The organism is Streptomyces sp. LBL (genome assembly GCF_029893585.1).
Classification (GTDB): domain Bacteria; phylum Actinomycetota; class Actinomycetes; order Streptomycetales; family Streptomycetaceae; genus Streptomyces.
This window is the reverse complement of the sequence record NZ_JARXYX010000001.1, coordinates 291056-309996: the sequence shown is the minus strand read 5'-3', so window position 1 is coordinate 309996 and position 18941 is coordinate 291056. Positions and strand designations below refer to the sequence as shown.

At 71.3% G+C, this 18941-nt stretch carries 14 protein-coding genes and 1 pseudogene; 7 read left to right on the top strand and 8 right to left on the bottom strand.

The window, feature by feature from the left end:
• Positions 1-104 precede the first annotated feature (104 nt).
• Positions 105-3338, top strand: a complete 3234-nt coding sequence (locus M2271_RS01430) for an alpha-L-rhamnosidase (RefSeq protein ID WP_280885180.1) — start codon at positions 105-107, stop codon at positions 3336-3338.
• 301 nt (positions 3339-3639) lie between these two features.
• Here M2271_RS01430 and M2271_RS01425 read toward each other — a convergent pair whose 3' ends face one another.
• The 4 genes and pseudogenes from M2271_RS01425 to M2271_RS01410 all read right to left on the bottom strand — a co-directional run bounded on the left by M2271_RS01425 (position 3640) and on the right by M2271_RS01410 (position 6391).
• The gene (locus M2271_RS01425) at positions 3640-4332 is read right to left on the bottom strand and encodes a response regulator transcription factor (RefSeq protein ID WP_280885332.1); all 693 of its coding nucleotides are present in this window, start codon (positions 4330-4332) and stop codon (positions 3640-3642) included.
• 120 nt (positions 4333-4452) lie between these two features.
• Positions 4453-4898, bottom strand: a pseudogene (locus M2271_RS01420) (phosphoketolase); the annotation flags it as partial.
• Positions 4899-5023: 125 nt separating this feature from the next.
• The gene (locus M2271_RS01415; protein ID WP_280885179.1) at positions 5024-5464 is read right to left on the bottom strand and encodes a pyridoxamine 5'-phosphate oxidase family protein; all 441 of its coding nucleotides are present in this window, start codon (positions 5462-5464) and stop codon (positions 5024-5026) included.
• Positions 5465-5665: 201 nt separating this feature from the next.
• Positions 5666-6391 (bottom strand): pyridoxamine 5'-phosphate oxidase family protein, encoded by a 726-nt coding sequence (locus M2271_RS01410; RefSeq protein WP_280885178.1) that lies wholly within the window; start codon positions 6389-6391, stop codon positions 5666-5668.
• A 210-nt stretch (positions 6392-6601) separates the two neighbouring features.
• Here M2271_RS01410 and M2271_RS01405 point away from each other — a divergent pair, with 210 nt between their 5' ends.
• From M2271_RS01405 to M2271_RS01390, 4 genes are all read left to right on the top strand, one after another.
• Positions 6602-7069 (top strand): cyclic nucleotide-binding domain-containing protein, encoded by a 468-nt coding sequence (locus tag M2271_RS01405; protein ID WP_280885177.1) that lies wholly within the window; start codon positions 6602-6604, stop codon positions 7067-7069.
• A 299-nt stretch (positions 7070-7368) separates the two neighbouring features.
• Entirely contained in the window at positions 7369-8775 is a 1407-nt protein-coding gene (locus M2271_RS01400; protein ID WP_280885176.1) for a cytochrome P450, read from the top strand.
• Positions 8776-8959: 184 nt separating this feature from the next.
• Positions 8960-9415 (top strand): TerB family tellurite resistance protein, encoded by a 456-nt coding sequence (locus M2271_RS01395; protein WP_280885331.1) that lies wholly within the window; start codon positions 8960-8962, stop codon positions 9413-9415.
• Positions 9416-9545: 130 nt separating this feature from the next.
• Positions 9546-10721: an NAD(P)/FAD-dependent oxidoreductase gene (locus M2271_RS01390; RefSeq protein WP_280885175.1), complete on the top strand. Its 1176-nt coding sequence runs from the start codon at positions 9546-9548 to the stop codon at positions 10719-10721.
• Positions 10722-10742: 21 nt separating this feature from the next.
• On the opposite strand, the gene M2271_RS01385 is transcribed toward M2271_RS01390, so the two are convergent.
• Positions 10743-12152, bottom strand: coding sequence for a hypothetical protein (locus tag M2271_RS01385; RefSeq protein WP_280885174.1), 1410 nt, complete (start codon positions 12150-12152; stop codon positions 10743-10745).
• Complete coding sequence (locus M2271_RS01380; protein WP_280885173.1) at positions 12149-13435, bottom strand: bifunctional glycosyltransferase family 2/GtrA family protein; 1287 nt, start codon at positions 13433-13435, stop codon at positions 12149-12151. Before M2271_RS01380 ends, M2271_RS01385 begins: the two co-directional genes overlap by 4 nt.
• 216 nt (positions 13436-13651) lie before the next feature.
• On the opposite strand from M2271_RS01380, the gene M2271_RS01375 reads away from it, so the two are divergent.
• A complete protein-coding gene (locus tag M2271_RS01375) occupies positions 13652-13936 on the top strand; it encodes a hypothetical protein (RefSeq protein WP_280885171.1) in 285 nt (94 codons plus the stop codon).
• A 279-nt stretch (positions 13937-14215) separates the two neighbouring features.
• Here the strand turns inward: M2271_RS01375 and M2271_RS01370 are convergent, their stop codons facing one another.
• Positions 14216-14722, bottom strand: a complete 507-nt coding sequence (locus M2271_RS01370) for a SigE family RNA polymerase sigma factor (RefSeq protein ID WP_280885170.1) — start codon at positions 14720-14722, stop codon at positions 14216-14218.
• A 424-nt stretch (positions 14723-15146) separates the two neighbouring features.
• A complete protein-coding gene (pgm, locus tag M2271_RS01365; RefSeq protein ID WP_280885169.1) occupies positions 15147-16787 on the bottom strand; it encodes a phosphoglucomutase (alpha-D-glucose-1,6-bisphosphate-dependent) in 1641 nt (546 codons plus the stop codon).
• A gap of 371 nt (positions 16788-17158) precedes the next feature.
• Here pgm and M2271_RS01360 point away from each other — a divergent pair, with 371 nt between their 5' ends.
• Positions 17159-18697: a CYTH and CHAD domain-containing protein gene (locus tag M2271_RS01360; RefSeq protein WP_280885168.1), complete on the top strand. Its 1539-nt coding sequence runs from the start codon at positions 17159-17161 to the stop codon at positions 18695-18697.
• The last annotated feature ends 244 nt before the right edge of the window (positions 18698-18941 follow it).

The following is an 18941-nucleotide window of genomic DNA, read 5'->3' as shown; positions in this document are numbered from 1 at the left end:
TCAGAAAAGTCCCTGCACGCTCATTGACCCCCGTCCCGCACGCCCCTACGTTCACGTAAGTCCAGCGCTGTGAATCGATTCATCCCGCTCCCGGAGGGACCGTAGTGATCAGCAGAAGGAACATCCTGGCGGCCGCAGCCGCCACCGCGGCCGCCACGGCCGCCACGGCCGCCGATGCCGGTTCAGCGGTGGCCGCCGCACCACCGGCATCCCCGGCATCCCCGTCCGCCCAGGCGCGTACGCCACGCGGCGCCCTGCGGGTCACCGCGCCGACCGTCGAGTACGTGGAACACCCGCTGGGCCTCGACGTGCGACGCCCTCGGCTGAGTTGGCCGATGGCCTCGGACAGACCGGGCGCGCGGCAGATCGCTTATCAGATCCGCGTCGCCTCCAGCGCGTCGGGCCTGTCCCACCCGGACGTCTGGGACAGCGGGAAGGTCACCTCCCACGAGTCCGTCCTCGTCCCGTACACGGGCCCCGGACTGAGGCCACGGACACGCTACTTCTGGTCCGTTCGGGTGTGGGACGCCGAGGGCGGCGTCTCCGCCTGGAGCACGCCGGCGTGGTGGGAAACAGGACTCATGGACACCGCACGCTGGTCCGCGGAATGGGTCTCGGCTCCTCCGGCTCTCACCGACGCACCGTCTCTGGAGGGCAGCGCGTGGATCTGGTTCCCGGAAGGGGAACCGGCCACCAGCGCGCCCGCGGTCACCCGTTGGTTCCGCCGCACCGTCGACCTCCCGGAGGGGATCACGGCCGCGACCCTCGCCCTCTCCGCCGACAACGTCTACGCCGTCTCCGTGAACGGCATCGAGGTGGCCCGCACCGACCTCGCCACGGACCACGACGGCTGGCGCAGGCCGGCCGTCATCGACGTTCTCACCCGGCTGCGTGCCGGGAAGAACATCCTCGCGGTCTCGGCGACCAACGCGAGCGAGGGACCCGCCGGCCTGGTCGCCGTCCTGACCCTGCGCACGCCCTCCGGCGAACAACGGATCGTCACCGACGCCTCCTGGAGGTCGACGGACCAGGAGCCCGCCGACAGCTGGCGCGAGGCGGACTTCGACGACAGCGGCTGGCCGGCGGCGAAGGAGGCAGCCGCCTGGGGAGCCGGCCCCTGGGGCAGGGTCGTCCCGGTGGTGTACGCCGCCAACCAGCTGCGGCACGAGTTCAGGCTTCCCCGGAAGAAGGTGTCCCGCGCCCGCCTGTACGCCACGGCTCTCGGCCTGTACGAAGCCCACCTCAACGGCCGCCGCGTGGGCCGCGACCAGCTCGCTCCCGGCTGGACCGACTACCGCACCCGCGTCCAGTACCAGACGTACGACGTCACCACGCTCCTGCGGCCCGGCGCCAACGCCATCGGCGCGTACGTGGCGCCGGGCTGGTACGCGGGCAACGTCGGCATGTTCGGACCCCACCAGTACGGCGAACGGCCCGCGCTGCTCGCGCAGTTGGAGGTCGACTACACCGACGGGACGAGTGAGCGCATCACATCGGGCCCGGCCTGGCGGGCGGCATCCGGGCCGATCGTCGCCGCCGACCTGCTGGGCGGCGAGACGTACGACGCGCGCGAGGAGACCCCCGGCTGGACCTCACCCGGCTTCGACGACCGGACCTGGCTCCCCGTCCGCGCCGCCGGTGACGACGCTCCCGACCGGATCGTCGCGCAGGTGGACGGCCCGGTCCGGGTGGCCCAGGAACTCGCGGTCGAGAAGGTGACCGAACCCGAGCCGGGCGTCTTCGTCTTCGATCTGGGCCAGAACATGGTCGGGTCGGTGCGGCTGCGGGTCTCGGGCAAGGCGGGGACGACCGTACGTCTGCGGCACGCCGAGGTCCTCAACCCGGACGGCACCCTCTACACCACGAACCTGCGCACCGCCGCGGCCACCGACACGTACACCCTCAAGGGCGGTGGCGAGGAGACGTACGAGCCGCGCTTCACCTTCCACGGCTTCCGCTACGTCGAGGTGACCGGATTCCCCGGCACCCCCTCGGCGAACGCCGTGACCGGTCGCGTCATGCATACGTCCGCCCCCTTCACCTTCGAGTTCGAGACCGACGTCCCGATGCTCAACAAGCTGCACAAAAACATCACTTGGGGGCAGCGCGGCAACTTCCTCTCCATCCCGACGGACACCCCGGCGCGCGACGAGCGGCTGGGATGGACGGGCGACATCAACGTCTTCGCGCCCACGGCCGCGTACACCATGGAATCGGCCCGCTTCCTGGCCAAGTGGCTCGTGGACCTGCGTGACGCGCAGACCCCGGAGGGCGCGTTCACGGATGTGGCGCCCATGGTCGGGACGGTCGGCAAAGGTGTCGCCGGATGGGGCGACGCGGGCGTCACGGTCCCGTGGTCCCTGTACCAGGCGTACGGGGACCGGCAGGTCCTGGAGGACGCCTGGCCGTCCGTCCAGGCGTGGCTGAGGTATCTGGAGAAGAACAGCGACAAGCTGCTGCGGCCGGCCGACGGATACGGCGACTGGCTGAACATCTCCGACGAGACACCGAAGGACGTCATCGCCACCGCGTACTTCGCGCACAGCGCCGACCTCGCGGCGAGGATCGCCCAGGAGCTCGAACAGGACTCCGCCCCCTACCTCGACCTCTTCGCGCGCGTACGCACGGCGTTTCAGAACGCCTATGTCACCGCCGACGGCAAGGTGAAGGGTGACACGCAGACGGCCTATGTCCTCGCCCTGTCGATGAACCTGCTGCCGGACGGCCTGCGCACGGCGGCGGCCGACCGCCTCGTCGCGTTGATCGAGGCCAAGGACTGGCACCTGTCGACGGGATTCCTCGGTACACCCCGGCTGCTGCCCGTCCTCACCGACTCCGGCCACACCGACGTCGCCTACCGCCTGCTCCAGCAACGCTCCTTCCCCAGCTGGGGCTACCCGATCGACAAGGGTTCCACCACGATGTGGGAGCGCTGGGACTCGCTCCGGCCCGACGGCAGCTTCCAGGACCCGGGCATGAACTCCTTCAACCACTACGCCTACGGCTCGGTGGGCGAGTGGATGTACACCAACATCGCCGGCATCTCGGCCGGCCGGCCCGGCTACCGCGAGATCGTCGTCCGCCCCCGCCCGGGCGGCGACGTCACCTCCGCCCGCGCCACGTTCACCTCGGTCCACGGTCCGGTCTCCACACAGTGGCGACAGCGGTCCGGCGGCTTCACCCTGACGTGCTCCGTACCTCCCAACACGACCGCCGAGGTATGGATCCCCGCGGACGCTCCGGACGCGGTCACCCACACCCACGCGACGTTCCTGCGTGAGGAGGGCGACTGCGTGGTGTACCGGGTCGGCTCCGGCAGCCATCGCTTCACCACGTAAGACGCCGGGCTTCGCCATGTAAGGCCCAGGCGGGCTGGCTGCTCACGGCAGATGAGGGCCGTAGTGGGTACTACGGCCTGGTGGGTGCTACGGCCCTCGTCGACCGCCTGGCCGGCGAGGGTCGCGCTCGCGTCCTGCTCCGCCTCAGTACGGCAGTTCGGCTGCGCCTCCTCACCGGGGAGGACGCAGCCGGGCAGGCCACATGGGCGGGGCCCGGTTCACCGGCCGGCCCTGCGGGAACCGGCCCGTCGCCTGCCCTGTGAGGTCCGTCGACCGGTCGGGGGGGGTGTCTCCCGAGCGATCAGTGTCCTTCGTTCTTCAGTCGGTCCTGCGCCTGGGTGGCGATCACCGCGGCCTGGATGCGGCGCTCCACACCGAGCTTGGCGAGCAGCCGGGAGATGTGGTTCTTGACGGTCTTCTCGGCGAGGTAGAGCCGTCGGCCGATCTGGCGGTTGGTCAGGCCCTCGCCGATGAGCGCGAGGATTTCCCGCTCGCGTTCGGTCAGACCGGGGAGGGCGTCCGGCTCGGGCTCGCCGGTCCGCTCACCGCGCAGTCGCGCCATCACCTTGGCGGTCGCGCTCGGGTCGAGCAGGGACTGGCCCGCGGCCACCGTACGGACCGCGGAGACCAGGTCCGAGCCCCGGATCTGCTTCAGCACGTACCCGGATGCCCCGGCCATGATCGAGTCCAGCAGGGCCTCCTCGTCGTCGAACGAGGTCAGCATCAGACAGGCCAGCTCCGGCATGCGGGACCGCAGCTCCCGGCACACGCTCACCCCGTCGCCGTCCGGCAGGCGCACGTCGAGTACGGCCACCTGGGGACGCAGGGCCGGGACACGGACCAGGGCCTGCTCCACCGTCCCCGCCTCGCCGACCACCGTGATGTCCCGCTCGTCGTCCAGAAGGTCGTGGACGCCTCGCCGTACCACCTCGTGATCGTCCAGCAGGAAGACCCGGATCGGACCGTCGGTGCCGGGCAGCTCACTGTCCGCCATCGGAAGCTCCTCGTCGTGTGCGGTGTGCCGTCGACCGTGCTCCGGACGAGGCCGCGGCTCCTGTCGGAGATCCTTCTCGGTTCCGGGCCGAACGGCCAGGGCCGGTCGGCCCTCTTTCCTCTCGTGGATCGAGCCGGGGGCCTTGGGGGCGACGTGGCTGGGCACCCCGCCGGGGAACGAGAACTGCCGGAAGAGGCGGCCCAAGCCGGGCGCGTCCCGGGTGATGTCCGGATACGTCTCGGTGTACGACCCCTCCAGCCAGGCGTTGGCGAGGACGGCGGGGCCGCCGTGGCCGGGGCCCCAGACACACAGGGCGTCCAGTTCGCGAGCCTTGATGACCCGGTCGAGGTGGGTGTGCACCAGGTTGAGTCCCGGCGAGGTGCCCCAGTGGCCGAGCAACCGCGGCTTCACGTGCTGCGGGCGCCGGGGCTCGGTCAGCAGGGGGTCGGCCATGAGGTAGATCTTGGGCCCACGGCCAGGTGGTTCGCGGCGCGCCAGGGGGCGTCCAGGGCCTTCAGCTCCTCCTGAGTGGGCGGGGCGGACGCCTGCTGCGTGTCGACGGACATGGATGGTCCCTTCCGGGTCGGGTGTCGGGGGGGGAGGTGCAAGGCGGTCCATGCCTTCCACCATCGGGGGCCGCGGGGAACCCCGCAGGGCCGGCCGGGCCACTTGTCAGGGGCCCCTTGCGGCGTCAGGGCCGGGGATCCGCCCCGTGGCGCGTGCGTCCGCGGCCGAGTTCCCGTCCGGTGACGAGTGCGGGTTCGATGCGGACGAAGACCTCCAGCGGCGAGGGCGCCCAGGAGCGCGGGCCGTCCCGCGCCAGCCGTTGGTGTTCGGCGGGGTCGGTGACCACCATGGCCGGGCCGGTGACGACCACGCTCCAGCCCGTGTGGGCCGCCACGTCGACCTCGTCGGCCTCGAAGGCGACCACGGCACCCTCGACCGCGCGCACCAGCTCCGACGCCGCGGAGGTGCACAGCACCACAGCGTCGTCGCCGTCCAGGAGGAAGCTGACCGGCAGGACGGCGGGCAGGGCCCGGCGCGTGTGCACGATCCGGCCGATCGGCACCGTCGCCAGCAGCAGCAGGCACTCCTGCCGTTCGAGTTCTCGGCAACCGTCGTTGCGGTCCATGGCCAGTCCGTCTTTCGCCCGAAGCCGCGTGGGTGCGGTGGTGGTCCGTCCTTCGCCCGCCCGGGACGGGGGTGAGGGCCGGTCGGTCCCTCCTCGTGGGGGGACCGGCGCGCGCGATGTGGGAGAGCCGGCCCTCCATGCAGGTGACCTGAGCCTCGATGCGGGAGACCTGAGCCTCGATGCGGGAGACCTTGACCCTTGTCACACGGTGATCCGGCGCCCGGTGACCGTGTCCGGTTCGATACGGATCCACAGGTCCCGTCGCCCTCCGGCCCAGGGCGTGCTGTGTGCCTGTTCCGCGAGCCGGTGCACCTCGTCGGGATCGGTGACGGCGTGGGCCCGCCCGCGCACCAGCACGCTCCAGCCCTGGCTCAGCACGTCGTCGATGCGGTCGACCTCGAAGCCGACCCGGTGACCGGACGTCTGGGCGGGCGTCGTACCGGAGTCCGTCCGGAAGACGACCGTCTCATCGACGACGCTGTAGTTCACGGGCACGACGACCGGGCCGGCGGGCGTGGTCAGCGCCAGCCGGCCCACACCGTGGGTGCCCAGCAGGTCCCGGCACTCCTGCTCGGTCAGCTCGGTGAACTCGATGTGTCGAGCGGCCCGCCCGGGGCCGGGCGGCAGGTCGACATCACCGCCGGCGAGTTCCGAGACGGTCGTACCCAGGACCCCGGCCAGCCTCAGCAGGACGCCCCGGTCCGGTGCCGCGCCGGGCTGCTCCTCCAGATACCGGAGGTAGCCGGGCGCCATCTCCGCCCGCAGCGCTGCCTCGCGCCGGGTCAGTCCCCGTTCCGTACGCCGTCGCGCGATGCGACGCCCCAGGTCGCCGCGGGGCGGCCGGTCGGCGGTTCCCTCCTTGCCACCGGGAACCGGGCCATCCTCCCGAGCGGGCTTCCCTGGACCATGGGGCACCTGGGCCGTCATGACGATCGCCGCCTTTCTCCTGCCGCCCGGCCGCTCCGGCCCCGTGGGTCGCCGGGGCCGGAGCGTTCTGGGCTCCCCTGACTCCACCCTCGTGCCCGACGCCCGACTCCGCATGGGCCGGTCGGCCCTGCCCACCGGGCCTGACGGCCCGTGCGGAGGGCCCCGGGAGGGCGGACGCTGGATACGCAGGACCTACCTCTGGAGGCCGCCGTGAACCTGTCCGTCACTCCGGGCCTGCTACGAGGGCTGCCGACCGAGCAGCGGAACCGACTGATGCGCCTTGCCCTCGATGTCAGCATCCCGCAGGGCACCCGCCTGTTCGAGGAGGGGCTGCGCGCCGACCGGTTCTGGATCGTGCGCAGCGGCAGCGTCGCCCTCGATCTGCAGGTGCCGGGGCGTCGCTCTCCGGTCGTCGAAACCCTCGGCTTCGGCGATCTCGTCGGCTGGTCCTGGCTGTTCGAGCCGTACGTCTGGCAGCTGGGCGCCGAGGCCGTGACGCCGGTGCGCGCACACGAGTTCGACGCCGTCGCCGTTCGTCTGCTGTGCGCCGCCGACCCGGAGTTCGGACGGGCGATCGAGCACTGGGTCGGGCGGGTCGTGGCCCACCGGCTACAGGTGACGAGCAACCGCCTGCTCGACCTGTACGGGCCGTACGGAGGCGGCAGCGGCAGGCTGTGAAGCGTCCGACGTCCACGGCGCTCCACGGCCGGTCGGCCGTTTCACATCCCCCGGAGGCACCGTTCTCCCAGTCCTCGGCTTCCCGGCATCCCCCTGCCGCACGGGCGCTCTCAGGGACACCCGCGCCGGCTGATCGGCCCCTCAGTCGTTGTTCGGAATCGTTGTTCGGAACCGCTGCCCAAAACCCGCCGTCCGGAACCCGCTGTCCGATTACGGCGAGTGATCATCTTTACTCTGTCAGGTCATCATGTCCACAGCGAGCCGCGGCAGAAGCACCGTCGGCCTGAGGGAAGGAAGCCATGGGGTTCCAACTGAGCAACGAGTCGGCGGCCCGCCATGAGCCGCTGGAGTCGATGAAGCTCGAACCGCTCATGACCCGGGACTACGAAAGCCGGCCCGCCCTGGTCTACGAGCGGCTGCGCCAGGCGCACGGCCCGGTCGCGCCGGTGGACCTGCTGGGGGTTCCCGTCTGGCTGGTACTGGGGTACGAGGAGGCGCTGGAGGTCCTGCGGAACGACCAGGAGTGGCCCAAGGGCCTCGGGAACTGGCGGGCGCGGGAGGAGGGGCGGATCCCTCAGGACTGGCCGCTGGCCCCGTCGCTGGACGTCAACCACATACTGATCCAGGGCGGTGAGGGATACCCGGCCCTGCGTGGTGCCTGGGACGCCGCTCTCCGGCCGTTCCAGGACCCCCGCCAGCCGCAGGCCCGACAGCTCAGGGCGAAGATCACCCGCGACGCGGACGAGCTCATCACGTTGTTCTCCCAGGGCGGCCACAGCGGCTGGGCGGATCTGTCCGCCCAGTTCGCGCGGCCGTTGCCGCTGATGGTCGCCAGTCACCTGCTCGGCTTCCCCGGCTCGCAGCACGATGACGTGCTGATGGACATGTGGCGGGTGGTTGACGCCGGCCCCGACGCCGGGCCCGCCCTGGACCGGCTGCTGGCGGCCCTGGCCGAGCTGGGTGCCTGGAAGATGAAGCAGCCGGGCGAGGACTTCCCCTCCTATCTGCTCGCCGCCCATCCCGGCCTCGGCGTCGAGGAGTTGTCCCGGGAACTGATGATGCTCGCCGGAATGACCTCGGACCACGTCGGCATCCTGATCTCCAACACGGTCGTCGAGGTGATCGGGGGGAACGCCGAGGCGCGTGCCAGCCTGTCGGCCGGAATGATGAGGGAGACCATGAACCGGGTGGTGATGCAGAAGCCCCCGCTGGTCAACTTCGTTCCGCGGTTCCCGGTGGCCGACACCCGGCTGGGCAACTACACCATCGCCGCGGGCGATCCGGTGTGGGTGTCCGTCGGCGCCGCGCACGCCGACCCGGCCTTCGCGGACAAGGTCTGTCCGGCCTCGACCATCAGCACCCGGGCGCACCTGGCCTGGGGTGCGGGGCCACGCCAGTGTCCGGCCAGGGAACTGGCCACCACCACGGCCTCGATCGGGGTGAGCCGACTGCTCGAGCGGCTGTCCGGGCTGGAGTTGTCCCTGCCCACCGACCAACTGCCGTGGCGCTCGTCCCCGTTCATGCGGGGCCTGCGCTCGCTTCCCGTCCGCTACACCCTCGCGGACAACCCCTCTCCCCGGCCTCCGGGCACTCCCCCTTATCCCGTCGTCCCTCCCCTGCCCGGCCATCCGCCGACGGTCGAGGACACCGAAAGGCCGCGGTCGTCGCTCTGGCGCTACCTTGCTGGGCTGGTCCGCGGGCGGTGACGTTCTGACGCCTGCCCGGTCGTCGGCCTCGGCGGGACCGGCCTGCGGTGCGAAGACGCTGCCACGTCCCGGAGATCGCCGGAACTTATCCGCCCGCTCGCTAGTTTCTACGTTGCTGTAGATGTTCAGCGACACCGGCCGCCGCCCTGGCGGGCCGGCCTTCGACCGACCGTATGGAGTGCTCATGGCCCTGTGGGACCGCATCAAGGAATCCGCATCGACGATGCAGACCCAGTTGGAGGCGAAGAAGAACGACCTCAAGAGCGGCTCCTTCCGCGACGCGAGCATGGCGATGTGCGCGCTCGTCGCCGCGGCCGACGGCAGCATCGACCCCGCCGAGCGCCAGCGCGTGGCCCAGCTGATCGCCACCAACGATGTGCTGCAGAACTTCGACGCCATGGACCTGCAGCGGCGCTTCGACGCGAACCTGAACAAGCTGACCGCCGACTTCGCCTTCGGCAAGGTGAGCGTGCTGCAGGAGATCGCCAAGGCCAAGAAGAAGCCCGCCGAGGCTCGCGCGGTCATCCAGATCGGCATCGTCATCGGCGGCGCCGACGGCGACTTCGACAAGACCGAACAGGCCGTCGTCCGCGAGGCGTGCTTCGCCCTCGACCTCCCGCCGCACGAGTTCGACCTCTGACCGACCCACTGCCCGCCGGCCGGGCGGCCCCTGGTACAGCCGCCCTGCCGCCGGAACCGCCGCTGCCGCCGGGGCGTTTCCTCGCGGGCGTAAGGTCGTCGAGGCCGTACACGGACGAACGGGGAGTGACGTGGCGCGGATTCTCGTCATCGGCGGCGGAATCGCCGGAACGGCGACGGCTGTGGCCCTGCGCAAGGCGGGCATCGAGGTCGCGGTGTACGAGGCGCATCCCGACTCGGCCGAGGACATCGGCGCGTTCCTCACCCTCGCGAGCAACGGCATGCGTGCCCTCGCACAGCTCGACGCGTCCGCCGCCGTCACCGCGGTCGGCTTTCCACTGGTCTCGATGCGCGTGGTCGACCACGCGGGCGCCGAGCTGGCACATGTTCCACTCGGCGAGGCCGACGACCCTCAGCTCCAGTACCGGTGCCTGCGCCGAGGTGAACTCAACGCGGCCCTGCAGGCGGAGGCCGCACGCCGCGGCATCGGCATCGTCCACGGCGCCCGGCTCTCCTCCGTCGAGGACGGCCCGGACGGCGTCACCGCGCACTTCGCCGACGGCAGCACCGCGGCCGGTGACCTGCTCGTCGGTGCCGACGGCCTCAGCTCCACCGTCCGCCGGGCGATCTCGCCCGCCACGCAACCGCGTTACACGGGCCAGCGCGTCTTCTACGGCTACACCCGGGCCGCGTCCGTGAGCGGACCGGACGCGTGCATCACCATGGTGCGGGGCCGGACGGTCCCCTTCGGCTGCGCGGTGTCACCCGGCGGAGAGGCCCACTGGTTCGCACGCGTCCCCGGTGTGCCCCTGTCCGCCGCCGAGCTCGCGCAGGGCTCGGCCGCCGGCCGACGGGACCTGCTCGTGCCGTTGCTGCGCGAGGACGCCCCCGTCGCCGCGGACGTCGTGGCGTCCACCACCGACGACATCCTGGTCACCAACGCCACCGAGATCCCGCCCGGCAGTCCCTGGCGGGCTTCCCGAACGCTGCTGATCGGCGACGCGGCCCACGCGGCCTCACCCGCGACCGGGCAAGGCGCGTCCATGGCGTTGGAGGACGCCGTCGTTCTCGCGAAGTCCCTGCGCGACGCCCCCGACACCGAGACCGCCCTCTCCTGCTACGAGTCACTGCGCCGCCCGCGCACCGAGCACAACACCACCGTCAGCGGAAACATCTCCCGCGGCACCCACACCCCCTCGCGCCCCGCGGGTGGAGCACCCCCGTCCCGGCCCGGGGACGACGACCTGAGCCGGATCCTGGAATGGGACTCCGACATCGTGGCCACGCGGCAAGCGCAGGAGAGGTAGCGGGCGGGGCGCCGACGGGGCCTACGGGACCCCCAGTTCGAAGAGCACGTATCCCGCGTACGAGCCCGACGCCACCGCCGTGATGCCCAGCAGGGTGAACAGCGTGGGCAGACCGAGGCCGCGCAGTTTGACGGCCAGGGGGATGAAGAGGGGGAAGACCGGGAGCAGGTAGCGGGAGACGTTGCCGAATATCTGCTGGCTGCCCAGGACCAGGGCGATGGTGAGGAGCGTGTAGACGACCAGAACGGCCGGCGGGCGCAGGCGGATCAGCAGCGGGATCAGCAGCGCCGCCAGGAGGACGACGGCTGCGCCGATGGTGTCCTCGAAGGGGTACGCGAAGAGGTAGTCGAAGTGGCCCACGGCCATGGAGGTGAACACGTCGACGGTTTGTTCGCCGTAGTCGAAGGTGTGTGCCCAGGCTCCCTTCTGGAGCTTGAAGTAGCCGGTCAGATCGCCCATCCGGTTGCCGACCCAGAGCAGGTAGCCGAAGAGTCCGAGCGGGGCGATCAGTATCGCGGTCCATGGGCGGGCGATGTCGTCCTGACGGCGATGGAGTGCCAGCAGCCCGGCGACGGTGAGCGCGGCGATGAGCGCGACGGCGGTGGGGCGGTTGAGGCCGGCGGCGAAGGTGAGCACGCCGGCGGTGAGCCAACGGTCGCTCATGACGGCGTGACAGGCCCAGACGGCGAGAGCGACGTAGAGGGACTCCGAATAGGCCGCCCACTCCATACCCGAGCCGGGCCAGACTGCCCACAGTCCGGCCGCGGCCAGCCCGGCCCGCCGACCGCCGAACCGGGCGGTGACGGCGTAGATGCCGAGGGCGGCGACGAACGAGGCGACGACCGAGACGAGCATGCCGGAGCCGTACAGACCGAGCCCGGTGCCTTCGGAGACGATCCGCATCGTCGCCGGGTAGAGCGGGAAGAACGCGGCCGAGTTGCCTTCGAGGGTGATGAGGCCCTGGGCGCCGGGGACCGGGACGAGAGCGGGGTCGTACCCGTGCGCGGCGATCTGCTGGTACCACCAGCCGTCCCAGCTCGCCAGCACATCCCAGGCATGGGCGCCGCCGCCGAAACGCGGGTCCCTTTTCCGGTACTCCCCCGCCGAGTTGAGCAGGTACATGAAGACGGAGAAGCCGATGAGCTTCAGTACGCCGTAAAGGGCCAGTACGGGACCGTGATGTCTGGCCCAACGGCCCAGGCGTGAACGCCAGTCGTGCCTCCAGCCGGGGGTCGGGTCGGAGGTCGGGTCGGAGGTCGAGGTGGGGCTCGGGGTGGGGCTCGGGGTGGGGCTCGGGTCGAGGGTCAGAGCGGAGGTCGGGTCGGGGCTCGAGGCGGGAGCGGGGTCGTGGGCCAGGTCGTGGGCAGGGCTGGGGTCGGAAACAACGGACTCGGAGGGGTCGGTCCCGGGGTGGATCGCCGGTGTCGTCATGGTGCGGTGCGTCCGTCCATGGCTCCCGTCCCGCGGCGACGGGCGGAGAACACCCAGGCCCGGAAGAGCAGGAAGCGCAGGAGTGTCGCGGCCAGGTTGGCGGCGACGAGCACCCCGATCTCCGTGGGGCGCGCGGGTCTCGGCGCCACCTGGTGCAGCACGGCCAGCGATCCGCTGGTGAGCGCCAGACCGACCGCGAAGACCAACAGGCCCTTGGCCTGGTGGCGCAGCGCACCGCCCCGGCCGCGCAGTCCGAAGGTGAGCCGACGGTTCGCGGCCGTGTTGGCGACCGCGCAGATCAGCAGGGCCAGCGCGTTGGCGGCCTGCGGGCCGGTCGGCGGGCGCAACAGCGCGTACAGCAGCACGTATCCGACGGTGCTCACGGCTCCCACCGCTCCGAAGCGGAGCAGTTGGCCGGCCAGACCACTGGGCGAGTGGGCGGCGACGTCGCGCCGCAGCCCGGCTGTCGGAAGTGTGCCGCGGGCCAGGGACCGGCCGATCCTGGCGATGCCGCGCAGGTCGGCCAGCGCTGTGGAGACGATGTCGACCCGGCTGTCGGGATCGTCCACCCAGTCGACCGGCACCTCGTGGATGCGCAACCCGGCCCGCTCGGCTATCACCAGCAGTTCGGTGTCGAAGAACCACCCCGAGTCCTGCACGAGGGGCAGCAGCCGTTCGGCGACATCACGTCGCACGGCCTTGAATCCGCACTGCGCGTCGGAGAAGCCCACGGCGAGGGTGGAGCGCAACAGGACGTTGTAGCAACGGGAGATGACCTCCCGTTTGGGGCCCCGCACCACTCGGGCACCACGGGCCAGGCGGGTGCCGATCGCGATGTCGGAGTGGCCGGAGATCAGCGGGGCGACCAGCGGAAGCAGCGCCGTCAGATCGGTCGACAGGTCCACGTCCACGTATGCGAGCACCGGTGCCCGCGACCCCGACCACGCCGCGTGCAGCGCACCGCCGCGTCCCTTCTCGGCCAGCCGCAGCCACTGCGCTTCCGGTAACTCGGCGGCCAGCCGGGCAGCGATCCGCGGGGTGTCGTCGGTGCTGGCGTTGTCCGCGACAGTGATCCGGAACGGGTACGGGAAGGTCTCGCGCAGATGTGCGTGGAGCCGCCGCACACTCGCTTCCAGTTCGGCCTCCTCGTTGAACACCGGGACCACCACGTCCAGTACGGGCTCCCGGTGGTGCGCCGACACCGGTGTGCGGAGCGGCAGTCGGTCCAGCGGGGAGGTGGTCGAGGGGTCCCTCGGTTCATCCGGATGAACCGGATGATCCATGGAATGGCCCTTCAGTGCGGCCGTCCCGATTTTTGTCACGATGTGTCCGTGTCTGTGTTCTGTCGCAGAGCACGCCGACATCACGCGCGGCGAAGGTGCGACCAACGGTCAGGGGTCAGGGGTCAGTAGTTACGAGGCTCCGGTCACGGCTTTTTCGGTGTCTGTCACGGCTTTCCTGGTGTCTGTCGTGGCTTGTCGTGGTCGGTCAGAGAAAGCGTGGAGGCCCCCTATCCGGTATCGGCCGAGCCTTCGGTCGCCGACGAGTCGACGTTCGAAGGCATGGTCGCCGGTGCGGACGGACCGAGCGTCGCCCTCGAGTCCAGGGTCGGCGGCGGGGTGTTGGTGGTCGCGGGGGCGCTCGGGCCGGAGGGCACCGTGACCGAACTTCCGGTCACGGTCGGCGCCCCGGACGGGCCGACGGTCCCTTCGGTGGTCGCGGTCGCTTCGGCGGTTCCGGTGGGGGGTGCGGCGGTCGAGGACCGGGACGCCTCCGGCGCCTGAGTCGGAGTCGTGGTCGGTGGGGCCGGGCTCATCGCGGGCCGGGGAAGGGGAGCCTGCGGCCTGTTCTCGACGGGGCCGGGGGGCAGCAGGAAGAAGCCGATGCCGAGTCCGGCGACGACCAGGGCGCACCCGACGACCCGCTGTGCCACGCGGGCCCGATGCCGGGACCGCACTTTGGACCGGAGGCGTTGTCGGTGCCGCGACTCGAAGGGGGCGCGTTCCTGGGTGTCGCGCATCATCCGCGACAACTCCCTCTCGAAGTGATCCATGACCTCCCCTTCATCCCACCGGCTCGATGACATCCGCCAAAATCCGACGCAGCCGCGCCACACCACGTGACGCATGGGATCGGGCCGTGCCCACAGGGCACCCCAACACCTCGGCGACCTGCTTCTCCGACAGGTCCTGGTAGTAACGCAGCACCACCGCGGCTCGTTGCCGCGGCGGCAACTGGGCCAGTGCGGCTTCCAGCCGGGAGCGCTCCACCACGGCGGCGGAGACGTCCTCCGTCTCCGCCAGGTCGGGCAGTTGCTCCACCGGGCGCTCACCCCACCAGCGCCGTCCCGCCGAGCGCGCCGCGGCTCGTGCCAGCACCTTGCGCAGGTACGCCTCCGGCGCCTCCTCGGCGATCTTGGGCCAGACGAACCAGAGCTTGACCAGAGCCTCTTGGAGCAGGTCCTCGGCGCGGTGCCGATCGCCTCCCACGAGGAGACGGGCGAGGTGCAGCAACGCCGACCAGCGGGCCGCCACGAACCCGTCGAACCCCTCGGCTCGACTCTGCTCCATCCGCACCGTCCCCGTTCCGGCCAGCCCCTTACATCTAGGGAAAGGCGGTGGCTCCCCCGCCACGATGCACTCCGTCCCTATGATCCAGATCACACTGCGTTGCGGACAGGGCCGGGTCAGGCCTCAGTGTCCGCTCTTCCCACCCTCGACAGGGCACAGACGAACTTCTCCCGGACCGCACGCAACCGCCGTGGTGGCACCCCGGTGGCGGTTGCGTCCAGGAGGGAACTGGTTGATCTGGCTGGTGACGGAGAACGTCAGCGAGCGGCGGCGGCCGTCCGGTGGTGCGGCCACCAGTGGGGTGTGCGGGCACCAGTGGGGTGTGGCCGGGGGGAAGGAACCGGTGTGGCTCAGCAGCCGTGTACGGTCCGGTCCGCGTGGTGCCCGCCGCCCGGACACCCGGGCGGCGTCCCGAGCTGTCGCCTCAGCCGTCCAGTGTCGTACGGACCACCGCCTTGGCCTCCTCCTGCACCTGGGCAAGGTGGTCGGGGCCGAGGAACGACTCGGCGTAGATCTTGTAGACGTCCTCGGTGCCCGAGGGACGTGCCGCGAACCAGGCGTTGGCCGTGGTCACCTTGATGCCGCCGATGGGTGCCTGGTTGCCGGGGGCCTCGGTGAGCACGGCGGTGACCGGCTCGCCTGCCAGGGTGTCCGCGCTGACCTGGGCGGGCGAGAGCTTGCCGAGCAGGGCCTTCTCCTCGCGCGTGGCCGGTGCGTCGATGCGGGCGTACGCGGGTTCGCCGAAGCGGGAGGTGAGCGCCGCGTAGTGCTCCGACGGGGTCTTTGCGGTGACCGCCGTGATCTCGCTGGCGAGCAGCGCCAGGATGATGCCGTCCTTGTCGGTGGTCCACACCGAGCCGTCCCGGCGCAGGAACGACGCGCCGGCCGACTCCTCGCCGCCGAACCCGAGCGATCCGTCGACCAGCCCGTCCACGAACCATTTGAACCCGACCGGCACCTCGACCAGCCGTCGCCCCAGGTCGGCGGCGACCCGGTCGATCATCCCGGACGACACCAGCGTCTTGCCGACGCCCGCGTCGGCGGGCCAGCCCTTGCGGTGGGAGTAGAGGTAGGAGATGGCTGTGGCCAGGTAGTGGTTGGGGTTCATCAGCCCCGCGTCGGGCGTGACGATGCCGTGCCGGTCGGCGTCGGCGTCGTTGCCGGTGGCGATCTGGAAACGGTCGCGCTGCTCGATGAGGGAGGCCATGGCGTACGGCGACGAGCAGTCCATACGGATCTTGCCGTCCCAGTCCAGCGTCATGAACCGCCAGGTCGGGTCGGCGAGCGGGTTGACCACGGTCAGGTCGAGCCCGTGCTCCTCGGCGATCCGGCCCCAGTAGGCGACCGAGGCCCCGCCCAGCGGGTCGGCGCCGATACGGACGCCCGCCGCGCGGATCGCCTCCAGGTCCAGGACGCTGGGCAGGTCGGCGACGTACGTGCCGAGGAAGTCGTAGCGCCCCGTGCCCTCGGCGGCGAGCGCCCGGGTGTAGGGGATGCGGCGGACGTCCTTGAGGCCGGCCGCGATGATCTCGTTGGCCCGGTCCTGGATCCAGGATGTCGCCCGGGAGGCGGCCGGGCCGCCGTTCGGCGGGTTGTACTTGAACCCTCCGTCGGCGGGCGGGTTGTGGGACGGGGTGACGACGACCCCGTCCGCGAGGCCCGTGGTCCGTCCGCGGTTGTGGGTGAGGATGGCGTGCGAGACCGCCGGGGTGGGTGTGTAGCCGTCCGCGCTGTCGATGAGTACGGTCACCTCGTTGGCCGCGAACACCTCCAGGGCGGTGACTTTCGCCGGTTCCGACAGGGCGTGGGTGTCGGCTCCCAGGAACAGTGGACCGTCGGTGCCCTGTCCGGCGCGGTACTCGCAGATGGCCTGGCTGGTCGCCGCGATGTGGGCCTCGTTGAACGAGGTCGTCAGTGACGATCCGCGGTGTCCGGACGTCCCGAACGCGACGCGCTGTCCCGGCTCGGCCGGATCGGGGTGCAACGCGTAGTACATCGTGACCAGTTGCGCCACATCCACGAGGTCCTCCGGACCCGCCGGCCTGCCCGCTCGCTCGTGCTGCATGCCCGCTCCCACAGATCGTTCGGCCTACGGTGACGCCCCCATCCTTCCTCGTCACGGCAGTGTCGCGCGAGTCCGCCCCCGCACACCGCCCGAACCGCCCGAACCGTGCGAAGGGCTGCGGGTCCCGGTCATCGGCGGGCCGCCGGTGGATCGCGCCGACCGGACCACGAGCGCCCGGGGTCGTTCCCCGACACGAGGAGGACGGGCGCTGACGGGTCCGACCCAGGGCGACTCCCCCGCCGAGCGCCACGAGCCCACCTGGTCCGGCCGCCGCACCGCCGCCCGGCTCGACGGGCTCGGCCACCGCGTACGGCGCCGGACCGACCCCGCGCGCGAGGTTTGATCCGCGCTGAGGCGTGTACGCGGAGGACATGGCCCAGTCGACACGAGAGACAGAGCGAAAGTACGAAGCCCCGACGGCCGACGACACCTCCTGGCTGCCGGACCTCGCCGGCGTGGGCGGCATCGCGTCCGTCGCGGACCGAGGCACCGACGACCTCGACGCCGTGTACTACGACACCGTGGACCTGCGTCTGACCGGCGCCTCGGCCACCCTGCGCCGCAGGACGGGCGGGGCCGACGCGGGCTGGCATCTGAAGCTGCCGCTGTCGGGCGACAGCCGGGAGGAAGTGCGCGTCCCGCTGTCCGACACGATTCCGGACGATCTGCGTGACCTGGTGATCTCACGGACCCGGGGCGCGGAGCTGCGGCCGGTCGTGCGTCTGCGCACCGAGCGTCACAAGCACGAACTCGTCGACACCGACGGCAACGCGCTGGCCGAGTTGAGTATCGACGCGGTCGAGGCGGAGTCCCTGCTCCCCGGCGCCACGCGCGCGTCATGGACGGAGCTGGAGGTCGAACTCGCCGAGGACGCCGACCCCGGGCTGCTGAGGGCCGTGGACAAGGCGCTGCGCGAGGGCGACGTCGAGCGGCTGTCGGCGCCGTCCAAGCTCGCCCGGGCGCTGGAGGAGACGGCGGTGAGCGCGTCCCGCCTGCCGGGCGCACGTGCCGAGAGGGTGGTCGAAGGCTCAGCCGGCGACCTGCTCCTCGGATACGTGGAGAACCAGGTGCGGACCGTGGTGGACCTCGATCCCGCGGTGCGCCGGAACGTGCCGGACTCGGTGCACCAGATGCGGGTCGCCTGCCGTCGGCTACGGAGCGTGCTGCGGTCCTACCGTTCGGTCCTGGACCGCGAGGCGACCGACCCGGTCCGCGAGGAGCTCAGATGGCTGGCCGGTGAACTGAGTGTGGAACGCGACCACGAGGTGCTTCAAAAAAGGCTCAGTTCCGGTGTCGAGGCCCTCCCGCGGGAACTCGTCATGGGCCCGGTCACCGCCCGGCTCCAGGCGTGGCACGTGACCAAGGACTCCGAGGCCCGCACCCGCACCCAGGAGGCCTTGGCGTCGCCGCGCTATGTGGCCCTGCTGGACTCACTCGCCGACCTGGTCGCACAGCCTCCACTGCGGCGCAAGGCCGCGAGGGAACCGAAGGCCGTGACGGCCAAGGCGGTCCTCAAGGAGTACGACCGGTTCGCCGGCCGTGTCCGAGCGGCTCTGGAGCTGTCACCCGGGACGGACCGGGACAAGGCGCTCCATCAGGCGCGCAAGGCGGCCAAAAAGGCCCGGTACGTGACGGAGCCGGCCCGTGCCTCGCTCGGCAAGCCCGCCCAGCGTCTCGGGAAGCGCGTCAAGGCCGTCCAGAAAGTCCTCGGGGACCACCAGGACAGTGTGGTGGCACGGGACGAGCTGCGCCGTCTGGCGGGTGCGGCGGGCACGGTGGGGGAGGCGAGCTTCACCTGGGGGCTCCTGTACGGCCGGGAACAGGTGTCGGCCCGCGAGCGGCAGCGTGAGCTGCCGGGGGTGTGGGCCCGCGCGTCGGACCCCGCGCTGCGCAAGGCCCTCAAGGACTGACGGTCGGCCGGACTCCCCTCAAAGGCTGACCGTCGGCCGTACCTACTGTCCTCAGGGGCTGACGGTCGGCCGGACTCATCCCTGCTCCGCGGGCCCGCGCCGTGGCTGGTCGCCGGCTTGCGACACTCACCGGTGGAGAGGGGGTACGGGAGTGGCGCGTTCGCCCGTGTGAGCGCCTTGAGTGGTGGGATCTCCGGGGGTGACTGACGGTGGATCACGTCGAGGCCGGGTCAGTCCAGCTGAC